Annotated in this window: 19 protein-coding genes and 1 tRNA gene; 4 read left to right on the top strand and 16 right to left on the bottom strand. The window is 55.7% G+C overall.

The window, feature by feature from the left end:
• Positions 1-46: 46 nt before the first annotated feature.
• From rfbD to rfbB, 4 genes are all read right to left on the bottom strand, one after another.
• The gene (gene rfbD, locus KP705_RS08225) at positions 47-937 is read right to left on the bottom strand and encodes a dTDP-4-dehydrorhamnose reductase (RefSeq protein ID WP_235271744.1); all 891 of its coding nucleotides are present in this window, start codon (positions 935-937) and stop codon (positions 47-49) included.
• Between the two features lie 8 nt (positions 938-945).
• Positions 946-1,509, bottom strand: a complete 564-nt coding sequence (gene rfbC, locus KP705_RS08220; protein ID WP_046900410.1) for a dTDP-4-dehydrorhamnose 3,5-epimerase — start codon at positions 1,507-1,509, stop codon at positions 946-948.
• Positions 1,510-1,615: 106 nt separating this feature from the next.
• Positions 1,616-2,488 carry a glucose-1-phosphate thymidylyltransferase RfbA gene (gene rfbA / locus KP705_RS08215; protein ID WP_198150525.1) on the bottom strand — a complete coding sequence of 291 codons (873 nt, stop codon included), beginning with the start codon at positions 2,486-2,488 and terminating at the stop codon, positions 1,616-1,618.
• Positions 2,489-2,508: 20 nt separating this feature from the next.
• The gene (gene rfbB / locus KP705_RS08210) at positions 2,509-3,564 is read right to left on the bottom strand and encodes a dTDP-glucose 4,6-dehydratase (RefSeq protein ID WP_046900408.1); all 1,056 of its coding nucleotides are present in this window, start codon (positions 3,562-3,564) and stop codon (positions 2,509-2,511) included.
• 188 nt (positions 3,565-3,752) lie between these two features.
• Between rfbB and KP705_RS08205 the strand changes: the two genes are divergently transcribed.
• Both KP705_RS08205 and KP705_RS08200 read left to right on the top strand, forming a co-directional pair.
• Positions 3,753-5,801 carry a hypothetical protein gene (locus KP705_RS08205; RefSeq protein ID WP_046900407.1) on the top strand — a complete coding sequence of 683 codons (2,049 nt, stop codon included), beginning with the start codon at positions 3,753-3,755 and terminating at the stop codon, positions 5,799-5,801.
• A complete protein-coding gene (locus KP705_RS08200) occupies positions 5,798-6,487 on the top strand; it encodes a histidine phosphatase family protein (protein ID WP_046900406.1) in 690 nt (229 codons plus the stop codon). The genes KP705_RS08205 and KP705_RS08200 overlap by 4 nt, the downstream gene beginning before the upstream one ends.
• A 28-nt stretch (positions 6,488-6,515) precedes the next feature.
• Here KP705_RS08200 and KP705_RS08195 read toward each other — a convergent pair whose 3' ends face one another.
• The 9 genes from KP705_RS08195 to KP705_RS08155 form a co-directional block, all read right to left on the bottom strand.
• Entirely contained in the window at positions 6,516-6,683 is a 168-nt protein-coding gene (locus KP705_RS08195) for a hypothetical protein (protein ID WP_160298809.1), read from the bottom strand.
• Positions 6,684-6,880: 197 nt separating this feature from the next.
• Positions 6,881-6,956, bottom strand: a tRNA-Lys gene (locus tag KP705_RS08190).
• 120 nt (positions 6,957-7,076) lie between these two features.
• On the bottom strand, positions 7,077-7,955 hold the full coding sequence (locus KP705_RS08185; protein WP_215764292.1) for a ParB/RepB/Spo0J family partition protein: 879 nt from the start codon (positions 7,953-7,955) through the stop codon (positions 7,077-7,079).
• 6 nt (positions 7,956-7,961) lie between these two features.
• Positions 7,962-8,762: a ParA family protein gene (locus KP705_RS08180; RefSeq protein ID WP_046900404.1), complete on the bottom strand. Its 801-nt coding sequence runs from the start codon at positions 8,760-8,762 to the stop codon at positions 7,962-7,964.
• On the bottom strand, positions 8,752-9,333 hold the full coding sequence (rsmG, locus tag KP705_RS08175; protein WP_046900403.1) for a 16S rRNA (guanine(527)-N(7))-methyltransferase RsmG: 582 nt from the start codon (positions 9,331-9,333) through the stop codon (positions 8,752-8,754). The genes KP705_RS08180 and rsmG overlap by 11 nt, the downstream gene beginning before the upstream one ends.
• Positions 9,330-11,186: a tRNA uridine-5-carboxymethylaminomethyl(34) synthesis enzyme MnmG gene (gene mnmG, locus KP705_RS08170; RefSeq protein ID WP_046900402.1), complete on the bottom strand. Its 1,857-nt coding sequence runs from the start codon at positions 11,184-11,186 to the stop codon at positions 9,330-9,332. Before mnmG ends, rsmG begins: the two co-directional genes overlap by 4 nt.
• Positions 11,187-11,189: 3 nt before the next feature.
• A complete protein-coding gene (mnmE, locus tag KP705_RS08165; protein ID WP_046900401.1) occupies positions 11,190-12,488 on the bottom strand; it encodes a tRNA uridine-5-carboxymethylaminomethyl(34) synthesis GTPase MnmE in 1,299 nt (432 codons plus the stop codon).
• A gap of 113 nt (positions 12,489-12,601) precedes the next feature.
• Positions 12,602-14,038 (bottom strand): cytochrome c, encoded by a 1,437-nt coding sequence (locus tag KP705_RS08160; protein ID WP_046900400.1) that lies wholly within the window; start codon positions 14,036-14,038, stop codon positions 12,602-12,604.
• 34 nt (positions 14,039-14,072) lie between these two features.
• Positions 14,073-16,337 carry a PQQ-dependent dehydrogenase, methanol/ethanol family gene (locus KP705_RS08155; protein WP_046900399.1) on the bottom strand — a complete coding sequence of 755 codons (2,265 nt, stop codon included), beginning with the start codon at positions 16,335-16,337 and terminating at the stop codon, positions 14,073-14,075.
• A 423-nt stretch (positions 16,338-16,760) separates the two neighbouring features.
• Here KP705_RS08155 and KP705_RS08150 point away from each other — a divergent pair, with 423 nt between their 5' ends.
• Positions 16,761-17,246: a methylated-DNA--[protein]-cysteine S-methyltransferase gene (locus tag KP705_RS08150; protein WP_046900398.1), complete on the top strand. Its 486-nt coding sequence runs from the start codon at positions 16,761-16,763 to the stop codon at positions 17,244-17,246.
• A gap of 60 nt (positions 17,247-17,306) precedes the next feature.
• Here KP705_RS08150 and rho read toward each other — a convergent pair whose 3' ends face one another.
• From rho to KP705_RS08135, 3 genes are all read right to left on the bottom strand, one after another.
• Entirely contained in the window at positions 17,307-18,608 is a 1,302-nt protein-coding gene (gene rho / locus KP705_RS08145) for a transcription termination factor Rho (RefSeq protein ID WP_046900397.1), read from the bottom strand.
• A gap of 254 nt (positions 18,609-18,862) precedes the next feature.
• Positions 18,863-20,392, bottom strand: a complete 1,530-nt coding sequence (locus KP705_RS08140) for a GMC family oxidoreductase (RefSeq protein ID WP_046900396.1) — start codon at positions 20,390-20,392, stop codon at positions 18,863-18,865.
• A gap of 14 nt (positions 20,393-20,406) precedes the next feature.
• A complete protein-coding gene (locus KP705_RS08135) occupies positions 20,407-21,039 on the bottom strand; it encodes a gluconate 2-dehydrogenase subunit 3 family protein (protein ID WP_235271743.1) in 633 nt (210 codons plus the stop codon).
• Positions 21,040-21,213: 174 nt separating this feature from the next.
• Here KP705_RS08135 and sucB point away from each other — a divergent pair, with 174 nt between their 5' ends.
• A complete protein-coding gene (sucB, locus tag KP705_RS08130) occupies positions 21,214-22,311 on the top strand; it encodes a dihydrolipoyllysine-residue succinyltransferase (protein WP_046900394.1) in 1,098 nt (365 codons plus the stop codon).
• Positions 22,312-22,392 lie beyond the last annotated feature (81 nt).

The following is a 22,392-nucleotide window of genomic DNA, read 5'->3' as shown; positions in this document are numbered from 1 at the left end:
CAGGGCAGGAGGGTCATCCTGCGTAATTGCCGAATGACCCATTTTTTCAGATCGCAGCGAAAAGCCGGTGGACTGTTCGTGCAACGCTTTCACGCCATTCAGGCAACCGAACGCCAAACACACGATAAAGTTTTGAACAGTCCAGCCGTGAATCCTGCGGACGCTTGGCCGGGGTCGGCCAGTCTTCAGTCCGGATTGCACTGACTGTCGGCATGGATTGACCATGCTTTTCTGCTTCTTCCAGTGCAGCGACAGCCAGACCGTGCCACGTCGTCTCGCCTGTGCCGCTAGCATGATAGATGCCAGCAAATTCCGGTTTCCAGCCATCTTTCTCGATGAGGGCCAGAATAGCGAGAATAGCGTCAGCCAGATCGTCAGAACTGGTGGGGTTGCCGCTTTGGTCGCCAACAACCTTGAGCGCCGGATTTTTGGCGCCAGCATTGATCATGGTCTTGACGAAATTTTTTCCGTGCGAGGAGTAAACCCAAGAGGTCCGAAGGATGATGCTCTTCGGGTTTGCCGCTAGAACAGCCTGTTCGCCGTCAGCTTTTGTGCTGCCATAGACTGTTTCAGGGCTGGTAGGATCCTCTTCCGTGTAAGGAGATCCCTTGTCACCGGAGAAAACATAGTCCGTTGAAACGTGGATGAACGGAATGCCAGCCTTTGCGCAGGCTTCTGCGAGCGCCTTAGGGCCGGAGCAGTTGGCGCGCTCAGCTCCAGCTGTTTCCGTTTCTGCCAGATCAACGGCCGTCCAGGCAGCTGCGTTCACGACAGCTTCAGGGCGGTATTTTTCGATAGCTGCGGAAATGGTTTCTGGCTTGTCAAAGTCGAATTCAGGGCGCCCAACACGGATGATCTGATCACCCCCGATGTTCGCAAGAGATGTCGCAAGCTGGCCATTGCCGCCCGTGACGAGGATAGGACCTGTGCTGGACATAATGCGACTCACTTTTCGTAAGAGAACCAGCCCTTGGCTGCGGAGAAGTGTGGAGCGACCTTATCTTTGTCAGAAAGGATAGCCTCTTCTTCGGCGATGGGCCAATCGATGTTCAGGTCCGGGCAGTTCCAGATGACGGCGCGCTCGGAAACCTTGCTGTAAAGCGAAGTGCATTTGTACTGAACTTCCGTGTTCTCTTCGAGAGTCACGAAACCATGCAGAAAGCCCGGCGGAACCCAGAGCTGAGACCAGTTTTCAGCAGACAGCTCTGCAGCTACCCACTGACCATAGGTTGGGGAGCCTGTACGGGCATCTACGGCAACATCCCAGATTGCACCGCGTGTCACACGAACCAGCTTTCCCTGCTCGTAAGGGGCAAGCTGGCAGTGAAGTCCGCGCACAACGCCTTTTTCGCAGGATAGGCTCTGATTGTCCTGAACAAAAGGAAGGTTGATGCCCGCTTCCGTCATACGATCGAAATTGTAAGTTTCTGAAAAGAAACCCCGGTTGTCACTAAAACGTGGCGGCGTGACGAGAATGACGTCGGGAATGGCGAGACGTTCAACCTTCATAACAAATTCCTTTTTTATAAATGACGTTTGAGAACCGGAGGCCAAATAGAGATTGCCTCCGAAAAAACGCTGCCTGAAAACTCAGACAGCGTTTGGGGTTTTTATTTCAGGAAGCGTGGTCCGCGAGTTCAAGCAGAAGGCGCCCAAGCTCCGTTTTGCCCATCTTCTTCGCATGGGCGCGAAGCTGGTCAGCGTTAATGAACTTGTTGCGGAACGCGACTTCAGCAGGTGAGCCAACCAGCATACCCTGACGGGACTGAATGGTCTGAACGAAAGTTCCTGCCTGCATCAGGCTGTCCGGCATGCCGGCGTCAAGCCAGGCACAGCCGCGTCCAAGGCGATCGACCTGCAATGTTCCTTCTTCAAGATACATCCGGTTAAGGTCGGTTATTTCCAGTTCTCCACGCGGGCTTGGCTTTACCTTTTTGGCAAAATCCACCACGCGGTGATCATAGAAATATAGACCTGTAACAGCCCAGTGAGATTCTGGCTCGGAAGGTTTTTCCTCAACCTTCAGTGCCCGACCGCTCTCATCAAACGACACCACACCATAACGTTCTGGATCGCGGACCTGATAGGCGAAGACCGTTGCCCCTTCCGGACGGTTTGACGCCGCACGGAGGAGAACGCCCAGATGTTCGGAGAAGATCAGGTTGTCGCCAAGGGCGAGTGCGCATGGGGCACCCTGGATCCAGTCTTCAGCGATCAGAAAAGCCTGCGCCAGGCCGTCCGGGGAGGGCTGAACGCGATACTCGAAATTCACGCCAAACTGTGATCCATCGCCTAAAAGGCGCTGAAACTGCGGCATGTCATGCGGGGTCGTGATGATCATGATATCCCGAATTCCCGCCAGCATCAGCGTGGAAAGAGGATAATAGATCATCGGTTTGTCATAGACCGGCAGGAGCTGCTTTGAGGAGGCAAGCGTCATGGGATACAGGCGTGTGCCCGAACCACCAGCCAGAATGATGCCCTTCATGGGCTTCGTCTTGATCGTGCTCATGAGCGTGTTCCCAGTCTCTGTCCCGTGTAACGCTTGGAGCGGATTCCTTCCCACCAGTCACGGTTGTCGAGATACCACTGAACCGTCTTGCGGATGCCGGTTTCGAAGTCGTTCTTGGCTTTCCAGTCCAGCGCTTTTTCAGCGTGGGACGGATCAATCTCATAACGGAAGTCATGGCCGGGACGGTCTGTCACATAACGGATCAGGCGCTCGCGCGGACCTTCCGGGTCAGGAAGAAGTTCGTCCAGAACAGCGCAGATTTTCTTCACGACTTCCAGGTTTGTCCGGGGCTGACGGGCACCAATAGCGTAAGTCTCTCCCGGCTCGCCGATTTCGACAGCGCGGACGAGGGCCTCGGCATGGTCTTCAACGAACAGCCAATCGCGGATGTTTTCGCCTTTGCCGTAAACCGGTAGTTCGCGGCCTTCGATGGCATTGATGGTCACGAGCGGAATGAGTTTTTCCGGGAAGTGCCAGACGCCATAGTTGTTGGTCGTATTGGTGACGAAAGTTGGCAGGCCGTAGGTGTGATACCAGGCACGAACCAGATGATCTGAAGAGGCTTTCGAGGCGGAGTAAGGGCTGCGAGGGTCGTAAGGGGTTGTTTCAGTAAATGGAGGATCGTTTGGCTCAAGGTGGCCAAACACTTCATCCGTTGAAATATGATGGAAGCGGAAAGCTGCTTTCTCATCATTCCCGAGGCTACTCCAGTATTTCCGGGCAGCTTCAAGAAGAGAATAAGTACCAACAATATTCGTCTGGATGAAAACGCCAGGACCATCAATCGAGCGGTCTACATGGCTTTCAGCAGCCAGATGCATAACGGCATCCGGGCGAAATTCCTCAAAAAGGCGTTGCATTTCAACGCCATTTACGATGTTCGCCCGTGCGTGGGAATAACGCGGATCAGAAGCGACTTCGGCGACGGTATCTTCAGAAGCTGCATACGTCATGCAGTCCACATTCAGCACGCTGTGTTCGGTGTTTCTGATAATATGACGCACCACGGCTGAACCTATGAAGCCGCAACCGCCTGTCAACAATATCCGCATTTCAACCTCTTAACATCACGGTAGGAGCTTCAGCCCCGTCACGAAGAAGTATCTTACAGTGTTGTACAAGAGGCGCAAACTTTGATCATGGTAATATTAATGAAACCAAGTCCCGTAACCATTAAGGCCTCGCCCCGAGTTCCTTAATGAGCTACCCAGACATTCCTGTTAGGCAGGAGATTAGAGGCATGCTGGCTGATATATTGACCCGATCGCTTGTAGATGTTTTGGCACGTCCGGATCTGAGGGTTGTTGCTGCAGGGCTTATGCCCGAGCTTGATATTTCGCTGGAGCAGTCTTTTCAACTCGGTGAGAATCTTCTGTCTGAACCGCATTCGGTTACAGGCCGCGCATGTCTGAAGCTGGGTGAGCCCTGTCTGCGAATGCCGGGTCTGGCTCCGACATTCCTTCGTCAGGCTGTTGAGCTTTTCCGGCTTCTTCACAACGGAGCTGACGCCCGGCTTGCGAGTTTTGCAGCCGCTCGTGTTGCCGCTCTCTTTCATGCGCTTGATACGAACGCGGTAAATCCACTTCCGCAGGAACTCGCCCTCTGCGCGGGAGACGTTCCGGACAGCACAACGCTTCTGTCCCTTTGGGGAACTCTGAAGAAACACCTTTCGAATACGCCTGAGTTTACCGAAGATGACGCAAAGCGCCTCAGACCCGTTCTGGTGCGTCTGTGGCACGTTATGGCGCCGGCAGAGACATTGATGAGTAGTGGCGGGGATTCCCGTCTGGCCGTTGATCCCGAAACTGGCCTGAACAAGTATTCCTGCTCTCATCGCCCACGTCCCTGGGCTGTGACGTTCGGTTCTTCCACAGCCTCCTCTTTGTCAGAGCGGGGGTTCGGGGGGGCAGAATTCGCGCGTTGCATGATGATGAATGCCCTTCTGTCCAAGCAGGACCCGGACCTTGTGCAAGAGGGGATCGTCAGAAGTGCGCGCGCAGGTATCGGGCGTCACTACAGTTTACCTGAAGATGCTGTTCTTTTGTCGGCGTCTGGCACGGATTGCGAACTTGCTGTTCTTGCCATTGTAGCCGCTGGAACAGATCGACCAGTCAGTTCCATTCTTCTCGCACCCGACGAGACAGGAAGCGGTGTGCCACTTGCTGCGCGTGGCCGTCATTTCGCGGGTGACAGCGCATGCTCCACGACAGTCGGAAAGGGAGAGCTGATTGAGGGATTCCCTGAAGACACACAACTGTTCGGGGTTAACATCCGGAATGAGGATGGAACTTCGCGTCCGCTTGAAGACATCAATGCCGAATGTAGGGAACTGGCCAGACGAGAAGTGAAGGCTGGCCGACATGTTTTGCTGCATCGTCTGGATCAGTCAAAAACGGGTCTTGCTGCACCTGATATGGAAACGGTTACAGAGTTGCAGGCTGAGTTAGGTGAGCATCTGAGTGTTGTAGTAGATGCTTGTCAGGCTCGCCTCAGCCCGTCGCGTGTTTCCGAATGGGTCAGGGATGGTCTGCTGGTTATGATCACAGGGTCCAAGTTCTTTACGGGACCGCCGTTCTGTGGGGCTCTCCTGCTGCCGAATGTGATCCTGGAGAAGATGCCAGAATTTTCGCTTCCAAAGGGTCTGAAGTCTTATGGAAATCGGGACGAGTGGCCTGAGCAGGCTGACAGGCATGCGTTGAATAATGGTCACAATATTGGTCTGGCCCTACGCTGGCATGCGGCTCTCGCTGAGATGGATGCGCTCTTTTCGCTTCCTGATTCCCTGATCCGTCAGAGACTAAGTGATTTCATGACCGAGGCTGTTAAGCTGGTAGAGGCCAGTCCTACTTGCACGTTATTGCCTGTCGGAAAGCCCATTGATGACGGTCGCTGGGACGCTGTGCCGACCATTCTGTCATTTCTGGTGGAAGACCCCAAAAATCCTGGTGCGCCTCTCGGACTGGAAGATGCCCGTAAGTTGCACCGGTGGCTCAACGCAGATCTTTCACCATGGGTAGGGGAGGGGGAGCCAGCACTTCTCTGCGTTCTTGGCCAGCCTGTTCCGGTTCCACATCCTTTGGTAGCTGGCCATGCCGGGGCTTTAAGACTGTGTGGCGGCGCGCGTCTGGTCTCAGGAGAGCCATCGCACGAAGGTCTGGATGAAAAGCAGCGCTTGCAGCGGGAATGCGCAGACGCGAAGCGGGTGCTTGCCAAACTTGAGCTCATTTTGGAAAACTGGGACGTTCTTCTGGACGCCAACCCTGTTCCCCGTTACGCGCCTCTCTCATGACACAGACAGACCAAGCCGTCCCTCATGGACACTTTCTTGATACGCCTGAACTGCCACGCGGTATTACCCGCTTCTGGCTGGTCAGACATGCCGTTGTAGAGGCGAGCGCGCGCAAGACCATGTATGGCGCAATGGACGTTCCGCTTTGCAGGGATGCGATGGCGAGCCAGCAGGGTGGATACGCTGCTTTGGCCCGACGTCTGCCGTCCGATGCTGTCTGGTATACCTCACCCCTGCAAAGGGCACGCGACACTGCCGCACAGATACGCTGCGCAGGAGCGTTTACACACGCTGACGTCACGGTTGATCCAAGATTTATTGAGCAATCTATTGGAGAGTGGCACGGAACGCCGCACGATCAGTTTCTCTCTCTGCTGAGGCTGCCGCCCAATCCATTCTGGTCTTTGTCAGCCAGTGAGCTTCCGCCGGGTGGAGAAAGCATGCTGGATGTTTGTGCGCGCGTCTCCCATGGGCTGGAAGATCTTGCTAACGCAAATGCTGGTCAGGATATGGTTGTTGTGAGCCACGGTGGCGCGATCCGGGCCGCACTTTCACATGCTCTGGCCATTCACCCTGACATTGCTCTGCGCTTCACTATTCAAAATCTGTCGATTTCGATTATCGAGCGTATCAATGGGCTGTGGCGTGTTGTGGCTGTTAACGAACTGCCAGATTTTCGGGCATAAACCGGAGATGCCTCTGAAGAGGTCTTGGTCAGGTATTCTTTTTCTTTAAGCGAGCACTTGTCACATCAACAATCCATTGCATCAGGCAACCGCCGAGTGCAGCCAGAATATAGGATGCGTGATGGTACTCTTGCAGAAGCTTGTATGCCAGAACTGCAAACAGCGCCGGGCAAAAATTCTTTAGAGCTTTTTCCATGAGATCTTTTTGTCGTCAAAAATGGCGATAGCAAGATTTCATTAGCACTAAAGAACGCTCTTCTAGGGGCTATCGTTTTTAATTTTTGTGAAAACGCTCGAGCGAATGCTTTTTAAAAGCGAAAGCAACCAAATTTAGAAATTCAGATGGAATACGTTAAAATTCATATTTTCAAGGGTAAGACCGGAAACGGAGCTTGGTGGGCACACAAGGGCTCGAACCTTGGACCCGCTGATTAAGAGTCAGCTGCTCTACCAACTGAGCTATGTGCCCGTCGCTCCGTTTCCGGTGAGGCGCCTTATAAAGGGGAAGCGGGAATGCTTGCAAGGGGTTTTTTCAGATTATAATGAATAAAATCAAAAAAAATGATGGCCCCCCTTTGATAACCGCCTCTTATTCCCGGTTGAGAAGACGCATGAGGCTCTCAAACTGTTCAAGAGATCGGTAATCGATCTTTAGCGAGCCGCCCTTTTTTCCATCGTAAGCGATGTGGACTTTAAGTCCCAGCCGAAGAGCCAGATCTTCTTCAATCTGGACAATCTCTGCGTCCCGGCGCTTTTTCTGAACAGCTTTCTTCTCTGATTTCTCAGCGACAAGAGCTTCTGTCTGGCGGACATTCAGTCCTTTTTCCAAAACAGTTTTGGCCGCAGCTATAGGGTCTGGATGGCTCAGAAGGGCCCGGGCATGTCCGGCTGAGAGTTCACCGCGGCGAACATGGGCCCGGATCTCAGGGGGCAGGTTCAGCAAGCGCATGGTATTGGTGATGTGAGGTCGGGATTTTCCGACAGCGCCGGCCAGTTCTTCCTGCGTTAGGGTATAATCCGTGATGAGCCGCTGAAGGCCTTCAGCTTCTTCGATCGGGTTCAGATCGGCGCGCTGAAGGTTTTCTACAAGCGCGGCTGCCATGGCATCCGTGTCATCCAGCTGGCGCACATGCACGGGGACACTATGCAGTCCGGCAAGCTGAGAGGCGCGCCACCGCCGCTCGCCAGCGATGATCTGGTATCGCTCAGGGTTGGCCGGGTTTGGTCGGACGAGGAGGGGCTGCAGAACGCCGCGGGACCGAATGGAATTGGCCAGTTCTTCCAGTCGCTCAGGGTTCATGTCCTGACGGGGCTGAAAGGGGCTGGGCTCCAGCACGTCAACAGGCAGGGACGTATGCTGCTGAACAGGCGCATTGGCGCGCGTAGCACGAGCCAGCTGGGGAGCCTGATCGCCCAGAAGGGCGGCAAGACCACGACCAAGGCGCGGGGAAGTGTCCTTTTTGGCCATCGCAGCTTACGCCTTTGTCCTGTTCTCGGTTCGCTTCAGAAGTTCGTCCGCCAGTGCCACATAGGCGACTGCGCCTGTGGAGCGTGCATCATAATTCAGCACGGGGCTGCCATGGCTTTGGGCTTCGGAAATACGAATATTTCTTGGGATCAGCGTTTCAAGAACCTGCTCACCAAAGAAACCCCGTGCATCCTGTGCGACGAGTTCTGAAAGGTTGTTCCGCCGATCGTACATGGTCAGTACAATGCCTTCGAGATGCAGATCCGCATTGAAAGCGCGGCGCACACGGTCAATGGTGCGCACAAGCTGACTGATTCCTTCGAGGGCAAAGAACTCACACTGTAGCGGCACGAGAACGCTGTCTGCAGCGACAAGGGCATTGAGCGTGAGAAGGCCAAGGCTGGGCGGGCAATCGATCAGGATAGTATCGTAGTCGCCTTCAAGGGAGCGCAGAGCATCCCGCAGACGATATTCACGACGCTCATCTGCGATCATCTCAAGTTCAGCACCAGCCAGCTCATTATTGGCGGTGATAATCGAAAGATTTTCGAACTCTGTCGGCTGGGCGAGGGCGTGTGGCTCTGCTTCCTGCATCAGGGCAGCATAGGTGCCAATATTTCGCTGATCATACTCAATGCCCAACCCGGTCGAGGCATTGCCTTGAGGGTCCAGATCAACGAGCAGGACGCGCTGTTTCCGTGCCAGCGCAGCAGCTAGATTGATTGTGGTCGTGGTTTTGCCAACACCGCCCTTCTGGTTGGTGACGGCAATGATGCGGGTGGTGGGGGATACGGAATTAGACGACACGCTTGAAATCACTGACCTTGATAATGGCTCCGCCGGGGTCGGTGCGGCTGGGAAGAATGGTAGATGTCATGTGCCAGTCACGGCTTGCCTCGGTCAACTCATCCTGCGCCTTTATGCCTTTGAGAAACAGACAAAATCCGTTTTCTTTCAGCAAAGGACGCGCCCATCCGAGAAGTTTGACCAGCGGGGCCAGCGCACGGGCGGTAATGATGTCGGCTTCTGGCGGGGTTGCCGCTTCAATGCGCTTTGGAATGACCGTGACTTTGGCTCCGCAGATGCGACCAGCCTCTCGGAGGAAGGCACATTTCCGCTGATCGGACTCAATCAACGTCACAGGATTATCTGTTGCGATTGCCAGAATAAGGCCAGGAAAGCCTCCGCCTGAGCCCAGATCAGTAATTGTTGCACCGGCAGGAATCATGTCGGCGAGTTGCAGGCTGTCCTGGATATGGCGTGGCCACAATTGGCCCAGATCTTTTGGGCTGACCAGATTGATCTTCGCATTCCATTGCACGAGCAGGTCTGCGAAGCGTTCCAGTCTCTCCTGCGTTTCACGTGAAACGGTGGTCATGACAGGGTCCTTACATGGGCCAGCAGGGCAACCAGCGCAGCGGGGGTTACACCTCGCACACGTTGCGCAGCTGCAAAGCTGGTTGGTCGTGCCTGAGTAAAACGCTCACGCATCTCACTGCTCAGGCCGCCGATAGCGTTGTAATCCAGATTGTCCGGAAGAGCGATGGCGCTTTCGGATGCGAGCTGCTTGATCTCGCGATCCTGCCGCTGGAGATAGCCGCCGTAGCGAGCTTCCGTTTCCACATGGCGGCGGATACGGAGAGGCAGGGCACCAAACCATGGCGCCAGATCCAACACCTTCGAATGATCGCCGTTGCTGGCAAGAACATCCAGAACGCTCCGACGTCGCCCATCCAGAGAGACCTCAAACCCGACGTCCTTAAGAGCCTGGGGCAGGAAGGTCGTCGATGCTGCCAGTGCCATGGCTGTGTCAATCTGGGTTTTCATGTTGGTAAAGGCTTCAGCGCGTTCAGAGAGAATACAGCCAGCTTCCATGCCTTTGGGCGTAAGTCGTAGGTCTGCATTGTCAGCCCGAAGGCTGAGGCGATACTCGGCCCGTGACGTGAACATGCGGTAGGGCTCGCTGATGCCATGCAATGTCAGGTCGTCGATCATGACACCCAGATAAGCATCGCTCCGATCCAGAATGAGCGGATCGTTTCCGGCAGTCGCGCGAGCGGCATTCAGGCCAGCAAGAAGGCCCTGAGCGCCGGCTTCTTCATAGCCTGTCGTGCCGTTAATCTGCCCTGCCAAGTAAAGGCCTGGCAGCCTGCGCAACTGAAGTGAGGGCATCAGTTCCCGCGGATCGACGTAGTCATACTCTACAGCGTATCCGGCTGTGACGATCCGCGCTTTTTCCAGTCCTGGCATCGAAGCGACCATGAGGGCCTGAACATCAGCGGGAAGGCTGGTGCTGATCCCGTTCGGGTAAACAAGGTCACCCCCCGGATTTCCAGGGAGCGCCTCGGGCTCAAGAAAAACCTGATGGGAAGGCCGCTCTGCGAAACGGACAACCTTGTCCTCAATTGACGGGCAATATCGTGGCCCACGGCCTGCAATCGCGCCACCATACATGGCTGAACGGTGCAGGTTTTCGTTGATGATCCGGTGCGTTTCCGGTGTGGTCTGGCTGATCCGGCACGAGACCTGGGCATTGGTGATGCTGCTCGTCAGAGGGCTGAACGGCTCTGGAATTTCATCACCCCGATCTTCAGGCAGGTTCTCCCAGTCAATGCTGTCTCGGACAATGCGTGGTGGTGTGCCAGTCTTGAGGCGGCCCATACGAAGCTTCAGAGCTTCCAGCCGTTCTCCCAGCTTGGTAGCGGGCGCTTCACCGATGCGCCCCGCAAGCTGCTGTTCGTGGCCCACATGAATGACCCCGCGCAGGAACGTGCCCGTCGTGAGCACCACGGCACCACAGCGGAAGGACCGACCATCTTCGCAGATCACACCACAAATATGCCCGTTCTCTTCAATCAGATCACCAACCGCACCCGCCATGATGGTCAGGTTGGGTGTTTCAGCCAGCAGGGTTTGAATGGCCGTTCTGTAAAGGGAGCGATCGGCCTGCGCGCGAGGACCATGCACAGCCGGTCCCTTGGAGCGATTAAGCAGCTTGAAATGGATGCCAGCGCGATCAGCGGCTTTGCCCATCAGGCCATCCAGCGCATCAATCTCACGCACGAGATGTCCTTTACCGATGCCGCCGATGGCAGGGTTGCAAGACATAGCCCCGATGGTTTCGAGCTTGTGCGTCAGCAGGAGCGTCTTGGCCCCAAAGCGTGCTGACGCTGCGGCTGCTTCACAACCAGCATGGCCGCCGCCGATCACGATGACATCGAAATCGCTCAAAACTTACTTCCCGATACAGAACTGCCCGAAAATTGCATCGAGCAGGGATTCAACATCAACACGTCCTGTCAGACGTCCCAGAGCCTGCATGGACAGGCGTAACTCTTCTCCGCGCAACTCGGGCCACGTGGCACCTCGGGCGAGATCCAGATGTGTAACAGCTTCCTGAATGCCTGCACGGTGGCGAGCACGGGTCAAAGGCGGCGCTCCGGCATTGGCCGTCATCGCAGAGACCCGTTGGGTCAGGAAGGCTCGCAGTTCTGACAGACCTTCACCCGTCTGGGTGCTGATGCCTAGCATGTTCGGGGGCGCTGGCGCGATGTCGATTTTTGTTCGGACTGCAATTTCATCGGAAGACAAAGCATCGGCTGTTTCGTCTGGCCCAATGAGGTGCAGAATAACGTCCGCCTGTTTCACGTGAAACAGTGCCCGGCGTATGCCTTCCGCCTCAATCTCATCTTCAGTTTCCCGCAGCCCTGCAGTGTCGATTAGACGAAGACGAACGCCATCCAGAACCCAGTCTACTGCAATGGCATCCCGTGTTGTTCCTGCGCGGTGAGTGACAATAGCTGCGTCATATCCGGATAACGCATTGAGAAGGCTTGATTTTCCAACATTTGGCGAGCCTGCGATCACGACCGTCAGACCCTGACGCATCAGTTCTCCACGGTTGTCCTGAAGATGAGCGGATATCTCGCTATGTAGAGCGGCCATCTCGGCCAGAAGAGTGTGTTCCACCTCGGGGGGAAGGTCTTCATCAGGAAAGTCGATCAGAGCTTCCTGATGGGCCAGAACAAGCCTTAATCGTTGAGCCCATCCGTCATAAAGGCGGCTTAGCGCACCATCGGCCTGTTGTAGGGCCTGTTTGCGCTGGCTTTCAGTCTCGGAATCGACGAGGTCTGCGATGGCTTCTGCTTGCAGGAGATCCAGTCGGCCCTTCTGCACGGCGCGCTTTGTAAATTCTCCCGGCTCTGCAGGACGGGCGCCCAGATCCGTCAGGGCGTCAGCAACACACGCAATAACGGCCGGACCTGCATGCAGGTGTAGCTCGAACCCATCTTCTCCGGTGTACGATTTTGGCCCTGGCAGCCAGAGCACCACAGCGTGATCCATCACCTCGCCCTGATGGCGAAGACTCCGGAGGCTGGCACGCCGAGGTTCGGGCAAGGACCCCCCGCACAGGCTTTGGAGAACAGAGGCGCTTCCCGGTCCGCTGGCGCGCATGATGGCGATCGCTGCGCGGCCTGCGCCTGTGGCCAGAGCAAAAATGACCTGAGGGTCCGAGGAAGAAAAGGGGTTCATGCCCCTTTATGTAATGCAGGACGTCGTCATGTGAAATCGGCCCGCACAAAAGAAAACGGGCGGCCCGTTTCCGGACCGCCCGTTCCTGTCAGACCGATAGGGTCAGAAGAGGCTTATTGAGCCTCGTCCACGCCCGTATGCGTCTGAGGGGAGAAGGTCCAGCCTTCGCCGTAAGGCTGTGGCATGTAAGCCATCCAGCCTCTGGACGACACGTTCCAGCCTGCTGTGGAAACCGGAGCACCTGTTGTACGGAGCTTGCGGATATCTGCGGCAGACAGTGTGCCTGGAGCTTGGTTGCCCCAGCTCTTGCGCATGAAATTAACGGCATCAGCGATCTGCTGGTCAGACAGATGATCGCGGAAGCCCGGCATGGCAACAGCAGAGGGTGCTGTGTTCGTCGGAGGCAGAATGCCGCCGAAGGTCACGATGTTGGCCATTGACGTTGCATTGTCGGTGATGACAACCGGATTGCCAGCCAGAGGCGGGAACATACGGTTGACGCCTGTACCGTCATTCATGTGGCAGATGGCGCAGTTATGCAGATAAACCTCTGCGCCCGCATCACCCTTGCCACCAGCTTCCAGCAGGGCTGTTGCCTTGCCATCGTCCTGACCAAGGTTCTTACCTTCAGGCACGGCAGGCATGCTTTTCAGGTACTTGGCTGTGGCGTGCAGATCGTCATCAGTCCAATGCTGCGTGCTGTAAGCCACCACGTCAGCCATGCCACCGAAGACGGCGGAATGGTCGATACGGCCGCTCTTCAGGAATTCAGCAATATCGTCTTCAGACCAGCGCCCCAGACCTGTGTCGCTGTTGCTGCGCAGGCTTGGAGCAATCCAGTTGTCGATCGGTGCACCACCGGACAGGTAAGCATTGCCGTCCTTGGCCGTGTAACCCTTGACCTGCATGGCCATGCCACGAGGCGTATGACACTCGCCACAATGGCCCGGGCCGTTCACCAGATACTCGCCGCGAGCCACTTCCGGATCGGAGATGCTCTTGTCCAGACCTGGTGTAACGGTAGGCACGAACATGGCGCGCCAGATGGCCAGAGGCCAGCGCATGTTCATCGGCCAGGAGATGTCCGGCTGCTTGTTCTGAAGGGCGACCGGCTTCACGCCATGCATGAAGAAGGCATACATGGCCTTGATGTCGTCGTCAGACAGGCGGGCAAACTCAGGATACGGCATGGCCGGATAAACCGTCGCGCCGTCCTTGCGGATACCTTTGCGGATCGCCTTGGTGAAGTCTTCCAGTGTGTAGCTGCCAATACCGTATGTCGGGTCAGGCGTGATGTTGGTGGAGTAGATCGTGCCGATCGGGCTCTTGATCTCCAGACCACCAGCAAAAGGCTGACCGTGCAGGCTTGTATGGCAGGCAACGCAGTCAGACAGGCGGGCCACGTAGGCACCGCGCTGAATCAGGGCGTCATCAGCGTCCTGGGCTTGGGCAGCGCCAAAAGACACTGCCATAAGGCCGACTGCGGCCGCGAATTTCCATCCCTGTTTCATCTCAGATACCAGTCTGTCCCGAGTTAATGCCTTGAGCATGTCACGTCATTCCTTTCAGCGTGACGGTTTCCCGTCACGGATGGTCCGGCGTTGCAGGCGCAACCGGACCCTGAGGGACGTTGAGGAATTCGGCGTTCGGGACGCCTGCCTCATTCTCTCGGGCCTTGACTTCGTCTGCGTAGGACTCGTTGGCGCGCTTTACGATGAAGTTGCGGATGTCTTCGATTTCAGCCGGAGACATGGACGTGTCGAAACGATCCATACCGTAGGCCGTCAGAGCACCCTTGCCGACGAGCTTGTAGAACTTCTCAGGCCCGCGGATGGCACCGGACCAACGCAGGTCAGGCAGAACGCCGCCAGAGATGCTGTTGTCGCCATGGCAGGCTGCGCAATAGGTCTGGAACTGGAAGTAGCCGTCCTTGGTCTTGGCTTCATCCCACTTCTCAGGCGGCTTCACCGGAACAAATCCAAGCTCGTTCTTGGCAGGCAACTTGTCGTTGCCATCAAGAGCGAAGGCGATGATCCGTGAGTGGTTGACGGTCCAGCCGGATGTCCGAGCTACGCCACCAAGGAAGAACGGATAGATACCGCCCCAACCCACTTCAACCGCAACATACTGCTTGCCGTGAGCCGTATAGGTCACCGGAGGAGCAATGATGGCGCTCTGGGCTGGGAACTTGAACAGATCCTTGCCTGTCGTAGCGTCGTAAGCATGGAATTCACCGGTCGCGAGACCCTGGAACAGGACGCCGCCGGCCGTGGCAAGAAGGCCACCATTCCACGGACCCTTGTGGTCAACCGTGAACGCTGCCTGCTGCTTCTGCGGATCCCAGGCCACGATCCAGCCCTTCAGATCCTTCAGGAACTGGGCTTTGTCAGCCTTGTGCTGCGGATCGTTGTCATCCAGCAGGCCGATCTTGTTCATGTCCAGACCAAGGTTCCAGCTATCGTGGTGAGCCTTGAAGCCACCCTTCTGCGGGTCATAGACGAATGGAACCTGCTGAGCCGGGATATAAACCAGCTTCGTCTGCGGGCTGTAAGCCATGGCAGCAAAGTTATGGCCACCCAGATCGCCCGGAATGCCATACCAGGGCTTGCCGTTCAGCGTCCACAGAGCGTCGGGGTTATAGTTCGGACGGCCCGTTACAGGGTCCAGACCATTGGCCCAGTTCTCGTAGGTGTAAGGCTTGCCGGAAATGAACTTACCGGTCTTGGCATCGAGGATATAGAAAAAGCCGTTCTTTGGCGCATGAACGAGCACATGGCGCATTTCGCCATTGATCGGCATGTCGAGCGCCATGATCTGCTGAACCGAGGTGTAATCCCACTGGTCCATCGGCGTTTCCTGGAAATGCCAGACGTATTTGCCGGTATCAGGATTGATGGCCACGATGCTGCCGAGGAAGAGGTTGTTCCCTTTTCCTTCAGAACGGAACTTGTAGTTCCATGGTGAGCCGTTACCGACGCCCAGGTAAACGAGATCTGTGACCGGGTCATAGATCAGCGAATCCCAGACGGTACCGCCGCCGCCCTGCTGCTTCCATGCGCCGCCCTTGCCCCATGTCGGGTAAGCCTTGGACATCAGCACATCGTCAGAAGCTGCGCCGTCCGGCTTATTGTCGGGGTTTGGAACAGTGAAGAAGCGCCAGTCCACCTTACCCGTTTCAGCGTCATACGCTGTCACAAAGCCACGGGCGCCAAATTCTGCACCACCGTTACCGACGATGACCTTGCCTTTGGCAATACGCGGGGCGCCATCAAGCGTGTAAGAGCGCTGATGACCGAGCTGTGCTTCCTTGGGAACCGTATAAACGCTCCAGACCAGCTTGCCGGTTTTGGCGTCCAGAGCGATCAGACGACCGTCGAACGTGCCGAAATAGACCTTGCCGTTCCAGTAAGCCGCACCACGGTTGACCGTATCGCAGCAGCCACGGTCAGCAATGTTGCCAGGAACTTTTGGGTCATAGGACCAGAGCAGCTTGCCTGTTGCTGCATCCAGAGCTTTCATCTTGCTCCAGTTGGTCGTGGCATACATGACGCCATCGATGATCAGCGGCGTACCTTCCTGCCCGCGGTTGGTATCCAGGTCATAGTGCCATGCCAGCTTCAGATTGCCAGCATTGTCCTTGGTGATCTGGTCCAGGGGGCTATAGCGCTGCTCGGAGTAGGTCCGACCATAGCTCATCCAGTCTCCTGGATGCTGGTCGGCGTTGGTGATGGCGGTACCGGTGTCCTCAGCGAGGGCAAGAGGGGAAGCTGCGCAGAATGCCAGTGCGGCCGCGCAGCCCAGAAGGCGCTTCTTCGTAACGTTGATCGGCGTCAGTAGACCAGAAACCATGATCCGACTGTCCTTTTTGCAAAGACTGTTCTTATTGCTGATATTCCGGACCGCTCAAGTCCTGATGGATGCCTTACAGGTAAGGAACCATCAGTTTTTGAAGTTGCCTGGAAAACCAGCATCACGAGAACTTACTACTCCTTATCTTATTGTTTATAGAAAACTGAGCTTCTGACGTTTCCGTGAGCGTTATGCTGACAAAAATCGAAAAACAACTAGATGAGAATTGTTCTCAAAAACTAATGACCTGTATCTGAGCGATCCTGTCGCAGTTTTGACACACGAATGGCTATTTCCCAACAGATTGCAGAGTATTTCAGGAAAGAATACGAAAATAGTTCCATATGTTATTTGAGAATATCGGCTTCCCGGAATATGCAGAGCATGCATACGTTTTTTTGATCGGGACTCTTTTAGGGAAGCATGATTGACGCTTTCCAAGGCATCAGGCAGCCTAGCTGTATGCCACAGCTATCCTGTTATTCTCCTCTTGGAGCCCTCACCATCAGTGAAGACGAAGGGCGTATTGTCGCTCTCGACTGGGGATGGGGACGTGATCAGGAGGAAACTCCGCTCCTCGTAAAAGTTCGGGATCTGCTCGAACAGTATTTCGATGGCGAAAAGGTAGATTTTTCCAGTCTGCCATTCTCTCCATATGGCACGCCGTATCGCCAGAAGGTCTGGCAGGCAATCCTTGAAATCCCCTACGGAGAGACCCGGACATACGCCCAGATTGCGGCACAGGCTGGTGGATCAGCCCGGTCCATAGGCGGAGCAATGGGCGCGAATCCGATCCCTGTTCTGATCCCGTGTCATCGGGTTGTGGGAACAAACGGGCTTGGAGGCTATTCGGGCCTGAATGGTGTTGTAGACAAGAGAATTCTCCTCAATCTCGAAAAGGGTGAGTGAGAGAGTCCAATAAAAAAGGGGAGCCATGGCTCCCCTTTTTTTGTGATGCAAACAACAGGATCAGTTGTTCATAGCATCGAAGAAGTCCTGATTGGACTTGCTGTACTTGAGCTTGTCCAGCAGGAAGTCCATGGCATCCATCGTGCCCATCGGGGCAAGGATGCGACGCAGGACCCACATCTTGGAAAGCTCACCGCGCTCAACAAGAAGCTCTTCCTTACGTGTGCCAGACTTGGTGATGTCGATGGCCGGGAAGGTACGCTTGTCTGCAAGCTTGCGATCCAGGATGAGTTCGGCGTTACCGGTGCCCTTGAACTCTTCGAAGATCACTTCATCCATGCGCGAGCCCGTATCGATCAGGGCCGTTGCGATGATGGTGAGTGATCCACCTTCTTCAATGTTACGGGCCGCACCGAAGAAGCGCTTGGGGCGCTGCAGGGCGTTTGCATCCACACCACCTGTCAGCACCTTGCCCGATGAAGGAACGACGGTGTTGTAGGCGCGGGCAAGACGCGTAATGGAATCCAGCAGGATGACCACGTCGCGCTTGTGCTCGACAAGGCGCTTGGCCTTTTCGAGCACCATTTCCGTCACCTGAACGTGGCGTGTTGCCGGTTCATCGAAGGTGGAGGACACGACTTCACCACGCACCGAGCGCGCCATGTCCGTCACTTCTTCTGGACGCTCATCAATCAGAAGAACGATCAGGAAGACTTCGGGATGGTTGGCTGAAATGGAGGCAGCGATGCTCTGAAGCATCACGGTCTTACCCGTACGGGGCGGAGCAACGATCAGGGCGCGCTGGCCCATGCCGATTGGCGTCACCAGATCGATTACACGTGGGGTGTAGTCGCGCTGGTCCTTTTTGCCCTTGCTACGCGGAGAAGACTCGCTAGCGGCTGGCTCGGACTGCTCAACTTCCATCTTCAGGCGGCGCTCAGGGTAGAGCGGCGTCAGATTGTCAAAGTTGATACGAGTCCGGACAACGTCCGGGTCCTCGAAGTTGATGGTGTTGACCTTCAGCAGAGCGAAGTAACGCTCTCCGTCGCGAGGCGCACGGATCTGGCCTTCGACGGTATCGCCAGGGCGGAGGCCGAAGCGACGAACCTGAGTTGGGGAAATATAGATGTCGTCAGGGCCAGGAAGGTAATTTGCTTCCGGGCTGCGCAGGAATCCAAAACCGTCTGGCAGGATTTCCAGCGTCCCTTCGCCGTAGATCGCCTGATCGCGCTCGGCAAGGGTCTTGAGGATGGCAAACATGATGTCCTGCTTGCGCATGGACGAGACGTTCTCGATCTCCAGTTCCTCTGCATAAGCCAGCAGATCGGCCGGAGATTTTTTCTTGAGTTCGGCGAGATGCATGAAAGACGCGCCTTATGTGCCCTTTGGGCAGACCTTAATGGGGGAGGATGTGCCTGCCTGATGCAAGAACTGGATCGGAAGCAGTGGTTCGGGATGTCTGGCACCCATGAAGGGCCGGGCATCGCAAACGGGCATCATCCGGTTAGGAAAGGAGACCGGGCAGCTGATAGCCACCAAGAAGTCACGCTCGAATTACCGGAGCGCACAAAGGGGTGTCAAGCCTCGTGCGCTCCGGGGTGGCACTTTGATATAAATCAGTTTTTCAACATGGCATCTGCGGTGCGCAAGGACAGGGCCATAATGGTCAGGGCCGGATTGGCTGCCGTTGCACTGGGGAAGGTTGAATGATCACTGATCCAAAGGTTCTCGATATCAAAACTCTGGCCGTATGGGGTGACGACAGCAGAGCCGGACTCCGTCCCCATCCGTGCCGTTCCCATCATATGGGCTGCCCGATCAAGAAGACGTAGATCCTTGGCTCCGATGGCTTGCCACATGCGCGTTAACAGACGCGATGCATGAGCGTGCATTGCCAGTTCGTTCGGGCCGTAGCTGTGGGTAATGAGTGGCTTTGGCAGACCCAGGGCATCCTTTTCGTCTGACAGAACAACCCGGTTTTCAGGGCTGGGCATGCAGTCGCCGTGAATCCCCATGCCGATACTGCGGTTGTACCCGGCCAATGTTCTTACGAGATCTGCTCCACGACGCTTTGACCCGCGTGCAATGTTGGAGGCCCAGGTGATCGGCATCATTCCGAGGGACTGAATCAGATAGCCCCCCGCAAAATCGGCATCTTTGGGGCGCATCATGTCTTCTGTGATTGTGAGGGACGGATAACCCCGGTTTGGGCGTACCTCCTCATCAATTTCTCCCCAGATCTGCGTCGAGATATGGGTCATGTAGTTTTCACCGACCTGTCCGGAGCTGTTTGCCAGTTCATTGTGAAGCAGCAGTCTTGCCGTTTCGACAGCACCAGCAGACAGAACAAGGCGCTCACAGCGTTGACGGACGTTTTCACCGTTTCGGGTGTAGACGACGCCGGTGACGCGCCCGGCCTGGTTCGTCTCGATTGTATGGACGTGGCACCCAGAGCGAATTTCAGCACCATGCGCGACAGCAAGCGGAAGCCACGTATTGTCTGCGCCTGACTTGGCCCCGTTGCGGCAGCCCTGATGACATGCACCGCAATTTGCACATGCTTTACGAGTTCCAAAATGGGGCTGGTTGAAATCGCGCGTAATGAGAGCCGTTGGCCCATCAGCATGACGAATGCCAACGGCGTCGCAGGCTTCCCGCATCTTCATCGCAGCCGGATTGGCTGGTGGAGGGGCGTAGGAATAACGCCGGGCAGGATCCCATGGATAGTTTGATGGCCCCGAAACACCAATGAAGGCTTCAACCTCTTCGATGTAAGGGAGGAGTTCCTCATAAGAAAAGGGCCAATCCACACTGCGGCCGGTTTCAGTATGAAGCCGAAAATCGCCAGCATGAGGGCGGGGTAGAAAAGCGCCGTAATGCAGCAGGGAGCCGCCTACGCCGGTGCCACTGTTATTTCCACCGAAAGGTTGAGGATTGCGGCCACCAGACAGACGTTCATGCAGCCAGTAGATTTCGCGCGCCTCGATCTCGTCTGATGTATAACGGGAGGGTGAAAAGCTTGGGCCAGATTCAAGGACCAGGACACTCTTTCCAGCCTGAGCCAGACGAGCAGCAAGAGGAGCGCCGCCTGCGCCACTCCCGATGACAATGACGTCCAGAATCTCTGTTTCGGCATAAGTCTTCATGGAAGGGTCTTGTCTCACGCTTTGGCTGAAGGGATTTTAGGGAGTGGTTCGAAGGGTTCCCGCTCATTGGCATCAACAGTCTGGAACCCTTGGAACACACCATCTCCACCGTTGAGGTTGGCGGAAATTCCTAGTGCATCCTGAACACGAGCATCGGCGAGGAAGCATTCAATCGCGTCTGCCCGAAGATCGAATGACCACTTTTGCATCTGCTCAGGCATCAGGCGGTTCGCCGCGTTTATGCCATGGAGTCCTTCCGCGAGTTCATCGAGCGTCTGACCAATTGCTGAAGCATTGAGCGCCGGAAAAGGCATGCTGTGTTGAGCTTGGGCAAGATCATCCAGAGTCAGTAATGCCTGCTCCCACGCCGTGACGTCTGGAGGAAGTTCTGCAAACCGCCAGCCGTCGCGTGGTCCGGCAAGCGCGGTATCTATGCGGACGGCCAGGTTAAGGGGACTGTTTCCCAGAATATCTTCCTGAGGAAGCAGAACCGGCAGAAGGGCTTCAAGAACTGCAAAGGCTCTTGGGGAAAGGACGCGTGGCGCCTGTAACAGGTCGTCCTCAAGGCGCGTGACGAGAATGTCGCGCGTCCTTCCAGAAAGATGATCGGATGCAAGAAATTCGGGATAATCCGAGGGAAGGGGCATGACGGTGTCCTTTGCTCTTCTTTTCAAAGTCCCGGCATAGGGATAGTTCCTGGCTCCCGTTTGACCGCAAGATGCACTATCCTGTTTTTGTGATCCTGTCGTATGTCCGACGGAACGGGAATTTTATAGAGATCCATCCCTTGATCGGGATGTTTGTGCAAGTAAGGAGTGACGATGGCGGTCGAAATCCGGGTACCGGCGCTAGGGGAAAGCCTGACGACCGCAATCGTCGCGCGGTGGCTGAAGCAGTCTGGCGACTATGTTCAGCACGATGAGACAATTCTCGAACTTGAGACAGACAAGGTCAGCGTTGAGGTGACTGCCCCGTCCGCTGGGCGTCTTGAGAATTGCATCGCGGTTGGCACAGAGGTGGAAATAGGGGGTCTTTTGGGAGAAGTGGACGAAACAGCTGAAGCGCCGACTGTCGCTCCCGTTGCTCCTGTCGAAGCAGTAAAGCCTGAGCCTGTTTCCACGCCTGCCCCCGAACCTGTGCCTGCTGCTGTTCTGAAGCCGGAACCCGTTGCGGCACCGGCTAAAGCACCAATTCCCTCAGCGCCAAGGGCAGATGATGGTCGCGAGCGTCGTGTTCCCATGTCACGCCTTCGTCAGACAATCGCACGGAATCTGAAAGCGGCTCAGAACACGGCTGCTATTCTCACGACGTTCAATGAAATCGATATGTCAGCGGCAAAAGCGTTGCGGGCAGAATATCGTGAAGAGTTTGAAAAAAAGCATGACGGTGCCCGGTTGGGCTTTATGTCATTTTTCGCTCGGGCTGTTGTTGGAGCGCTGAAGGATTATCCGGCACTTAATGCACAGATCGAAGGCGATGAGATTGTCTATCGCGATTTCGTCAATCTGGGTATTGCCGTTGGTACGGAACGGGGACTTGTCGTCCCGGTTCTGCATGAAGCCGATCAGATGAGCTTCGCTGAATTGGAGCGTCGGATCGCCGACTATGGAAAACGTGCGAGGGTTGGGTCTCTCAAGCTTGATGAGCTTTCTTCTGGAACGTTTTCCATAACGAACGGAGGCATTTTCGGCTCACTTCTGTCCACACCGATTCTGAATACTCCGCAATCGGGTATTCTGGGGATGCATGCCATTCAGGATCGACCCGTTGTGCGGGACGGTCAGATTGTTGTCAGACCGATGATGTATGTCGCCCTTTCCTACGATCATCGAATTGTCGATGGTCGGGAAGCGGTCAGTTTTCTTGTTAGAGTGAAGCAGCTTGTTGAAGATCCAAGACGCCTCTTGCTCGACCTGTGACTTTTTGGGGAGATGGCGCGTTAAGGCGTGGCGTCTCCTGCTGAACGCTGGACGGTTCTGCCGATCCCCTGCGTTCATTGA

Source organism: Gluconobacter sp. P1D12_c (assembly GCF_018812105.1).
GTDB classification, from domain to species: domain Bacteria; phylum Pseudomonadota; class Alphaproteobacteria; order Acetobacterales; family Acetobacteraceae; genus Gluconobacter; species Gluconobacter oxydans_A.
This window is presented reverse-complemented; position numbering and strand designations above follow the sequence as displayed.

Bases quoted from the DNA above. Each gene is read 5' to 3' on its own strand.
- rfbB (WP_046900408.1), bottom strand. From the start codon at position 3,564: ATGCGGATATTGTTGACAGGCGGTTGCGGCTTCATAGGTTCAGCCGTG.
- rfbA (WP_198150525.1), bottom strand. From the start codon at position 2,488: ATGAAGGGCATCATTCTGGCTGGTGGTTCGGGCACACGCCTGTATCCC.
- KP705_RS08205 (WP_046900407.1), top strand. From the start codon at position 3,753: ATGCTGGCTGATATATTGACCCGATCGCTTGTAGATGTTTTGGCACGT.
- rho (WP_046900397.1), bottom strand. From the start codon at position 18,608: ATGCATCTCGCCGAACTCAAGAAAAAATCTCCGGCCGATCTGCTGGCT.
- mnmE (WP_046900401.1), bottom strand. From the start codon at position 12,488: ATGAACCCCTTTTCTTCCTCGGACCCTCAGGTCATTTTTGCTCTGGCC.
- KP705_RS08160 (WP_046900400.1), bottom strand. From the start codon at position 14,038: ATGCTCAAGGCATTAACTCGGGACAGACTGGTATCTGAGATGAAACAG.
- rfbD (WP_235271744.1), bottom strand. From the start codon at position 937: ATGTCCAGCACAGGTCCTATCCTCGTCACGGGCGGCAATGGCCAGCTT.
- rsmG (WP_046900403.1), bottom strand. From the start codon at position 9,333: ATGACCACCGTTTCACGTGAAACGCAGGAGAGACTGGAACGCTTCGCA.
- KP705_RS08200 (WP_046900406.1), top strand. From the start codon at position 5,798: ATGACACAGACAGACCAAGCCGTCCCTCATGGACACTTTCTTGATACG.
- sucB (WP_046900394.1), top strand. From the start codon at position 21,214: ATGGCGGTCGAAATCCGGGTACCGGCGCTAGGGGAAAGCCTGACGACC.
- KP705_RS08185 (WP_215764292.1), bottom strand. From the start codon at position 7,955: ATGGCCAAAAAGGACACTTCCCCGCGCCTTGGTCGTGGTCTTGCCGCC.
- KP705_RS08150 (WP_046900398.1), top strand. From the start codon at position 16,761: ATGATTGACGCTTTCCAAGGCATCAGGCAGCCTAGCTGTATGCCACAG.
- KP705_RS08135 (WP_235271743.1), bottom strand. From the start codon at position 21,039: ATGCCCCTTCCCTCGGATTATCCCGAATTTCTTGCATCCGATCATCTT.
- rfbC (WP_046900410.1), bottom strand. From the start codon at position 1,509: ATGAAGGTTGAACGTCTCGCCATTCCCGACGTCATTCTCGTCACGCCG.
- KP705_RS08155 (WP_046900399.1), bottom strand. From the start codon at position 16,337: ATGGTTTCTGGTCTACTGACGCCGATCAACGTTACGAAGAAGCGCCTT.
- KP705_RS08195 (WP_160298809.1), bottom strand. From the start codon at position 6,683: ATGGAAAAAGCTCTAAAGAATTTTTGCCCGGCGCTGTTTGCAGTTCTG.
- KP705_RS08140 (WP_046900396.1), bottom strand. From the start codon at position 20,392: ATGAAGACTTATGCCGAAACAGAGATTCTGGACGTCATTGTCATCGGG.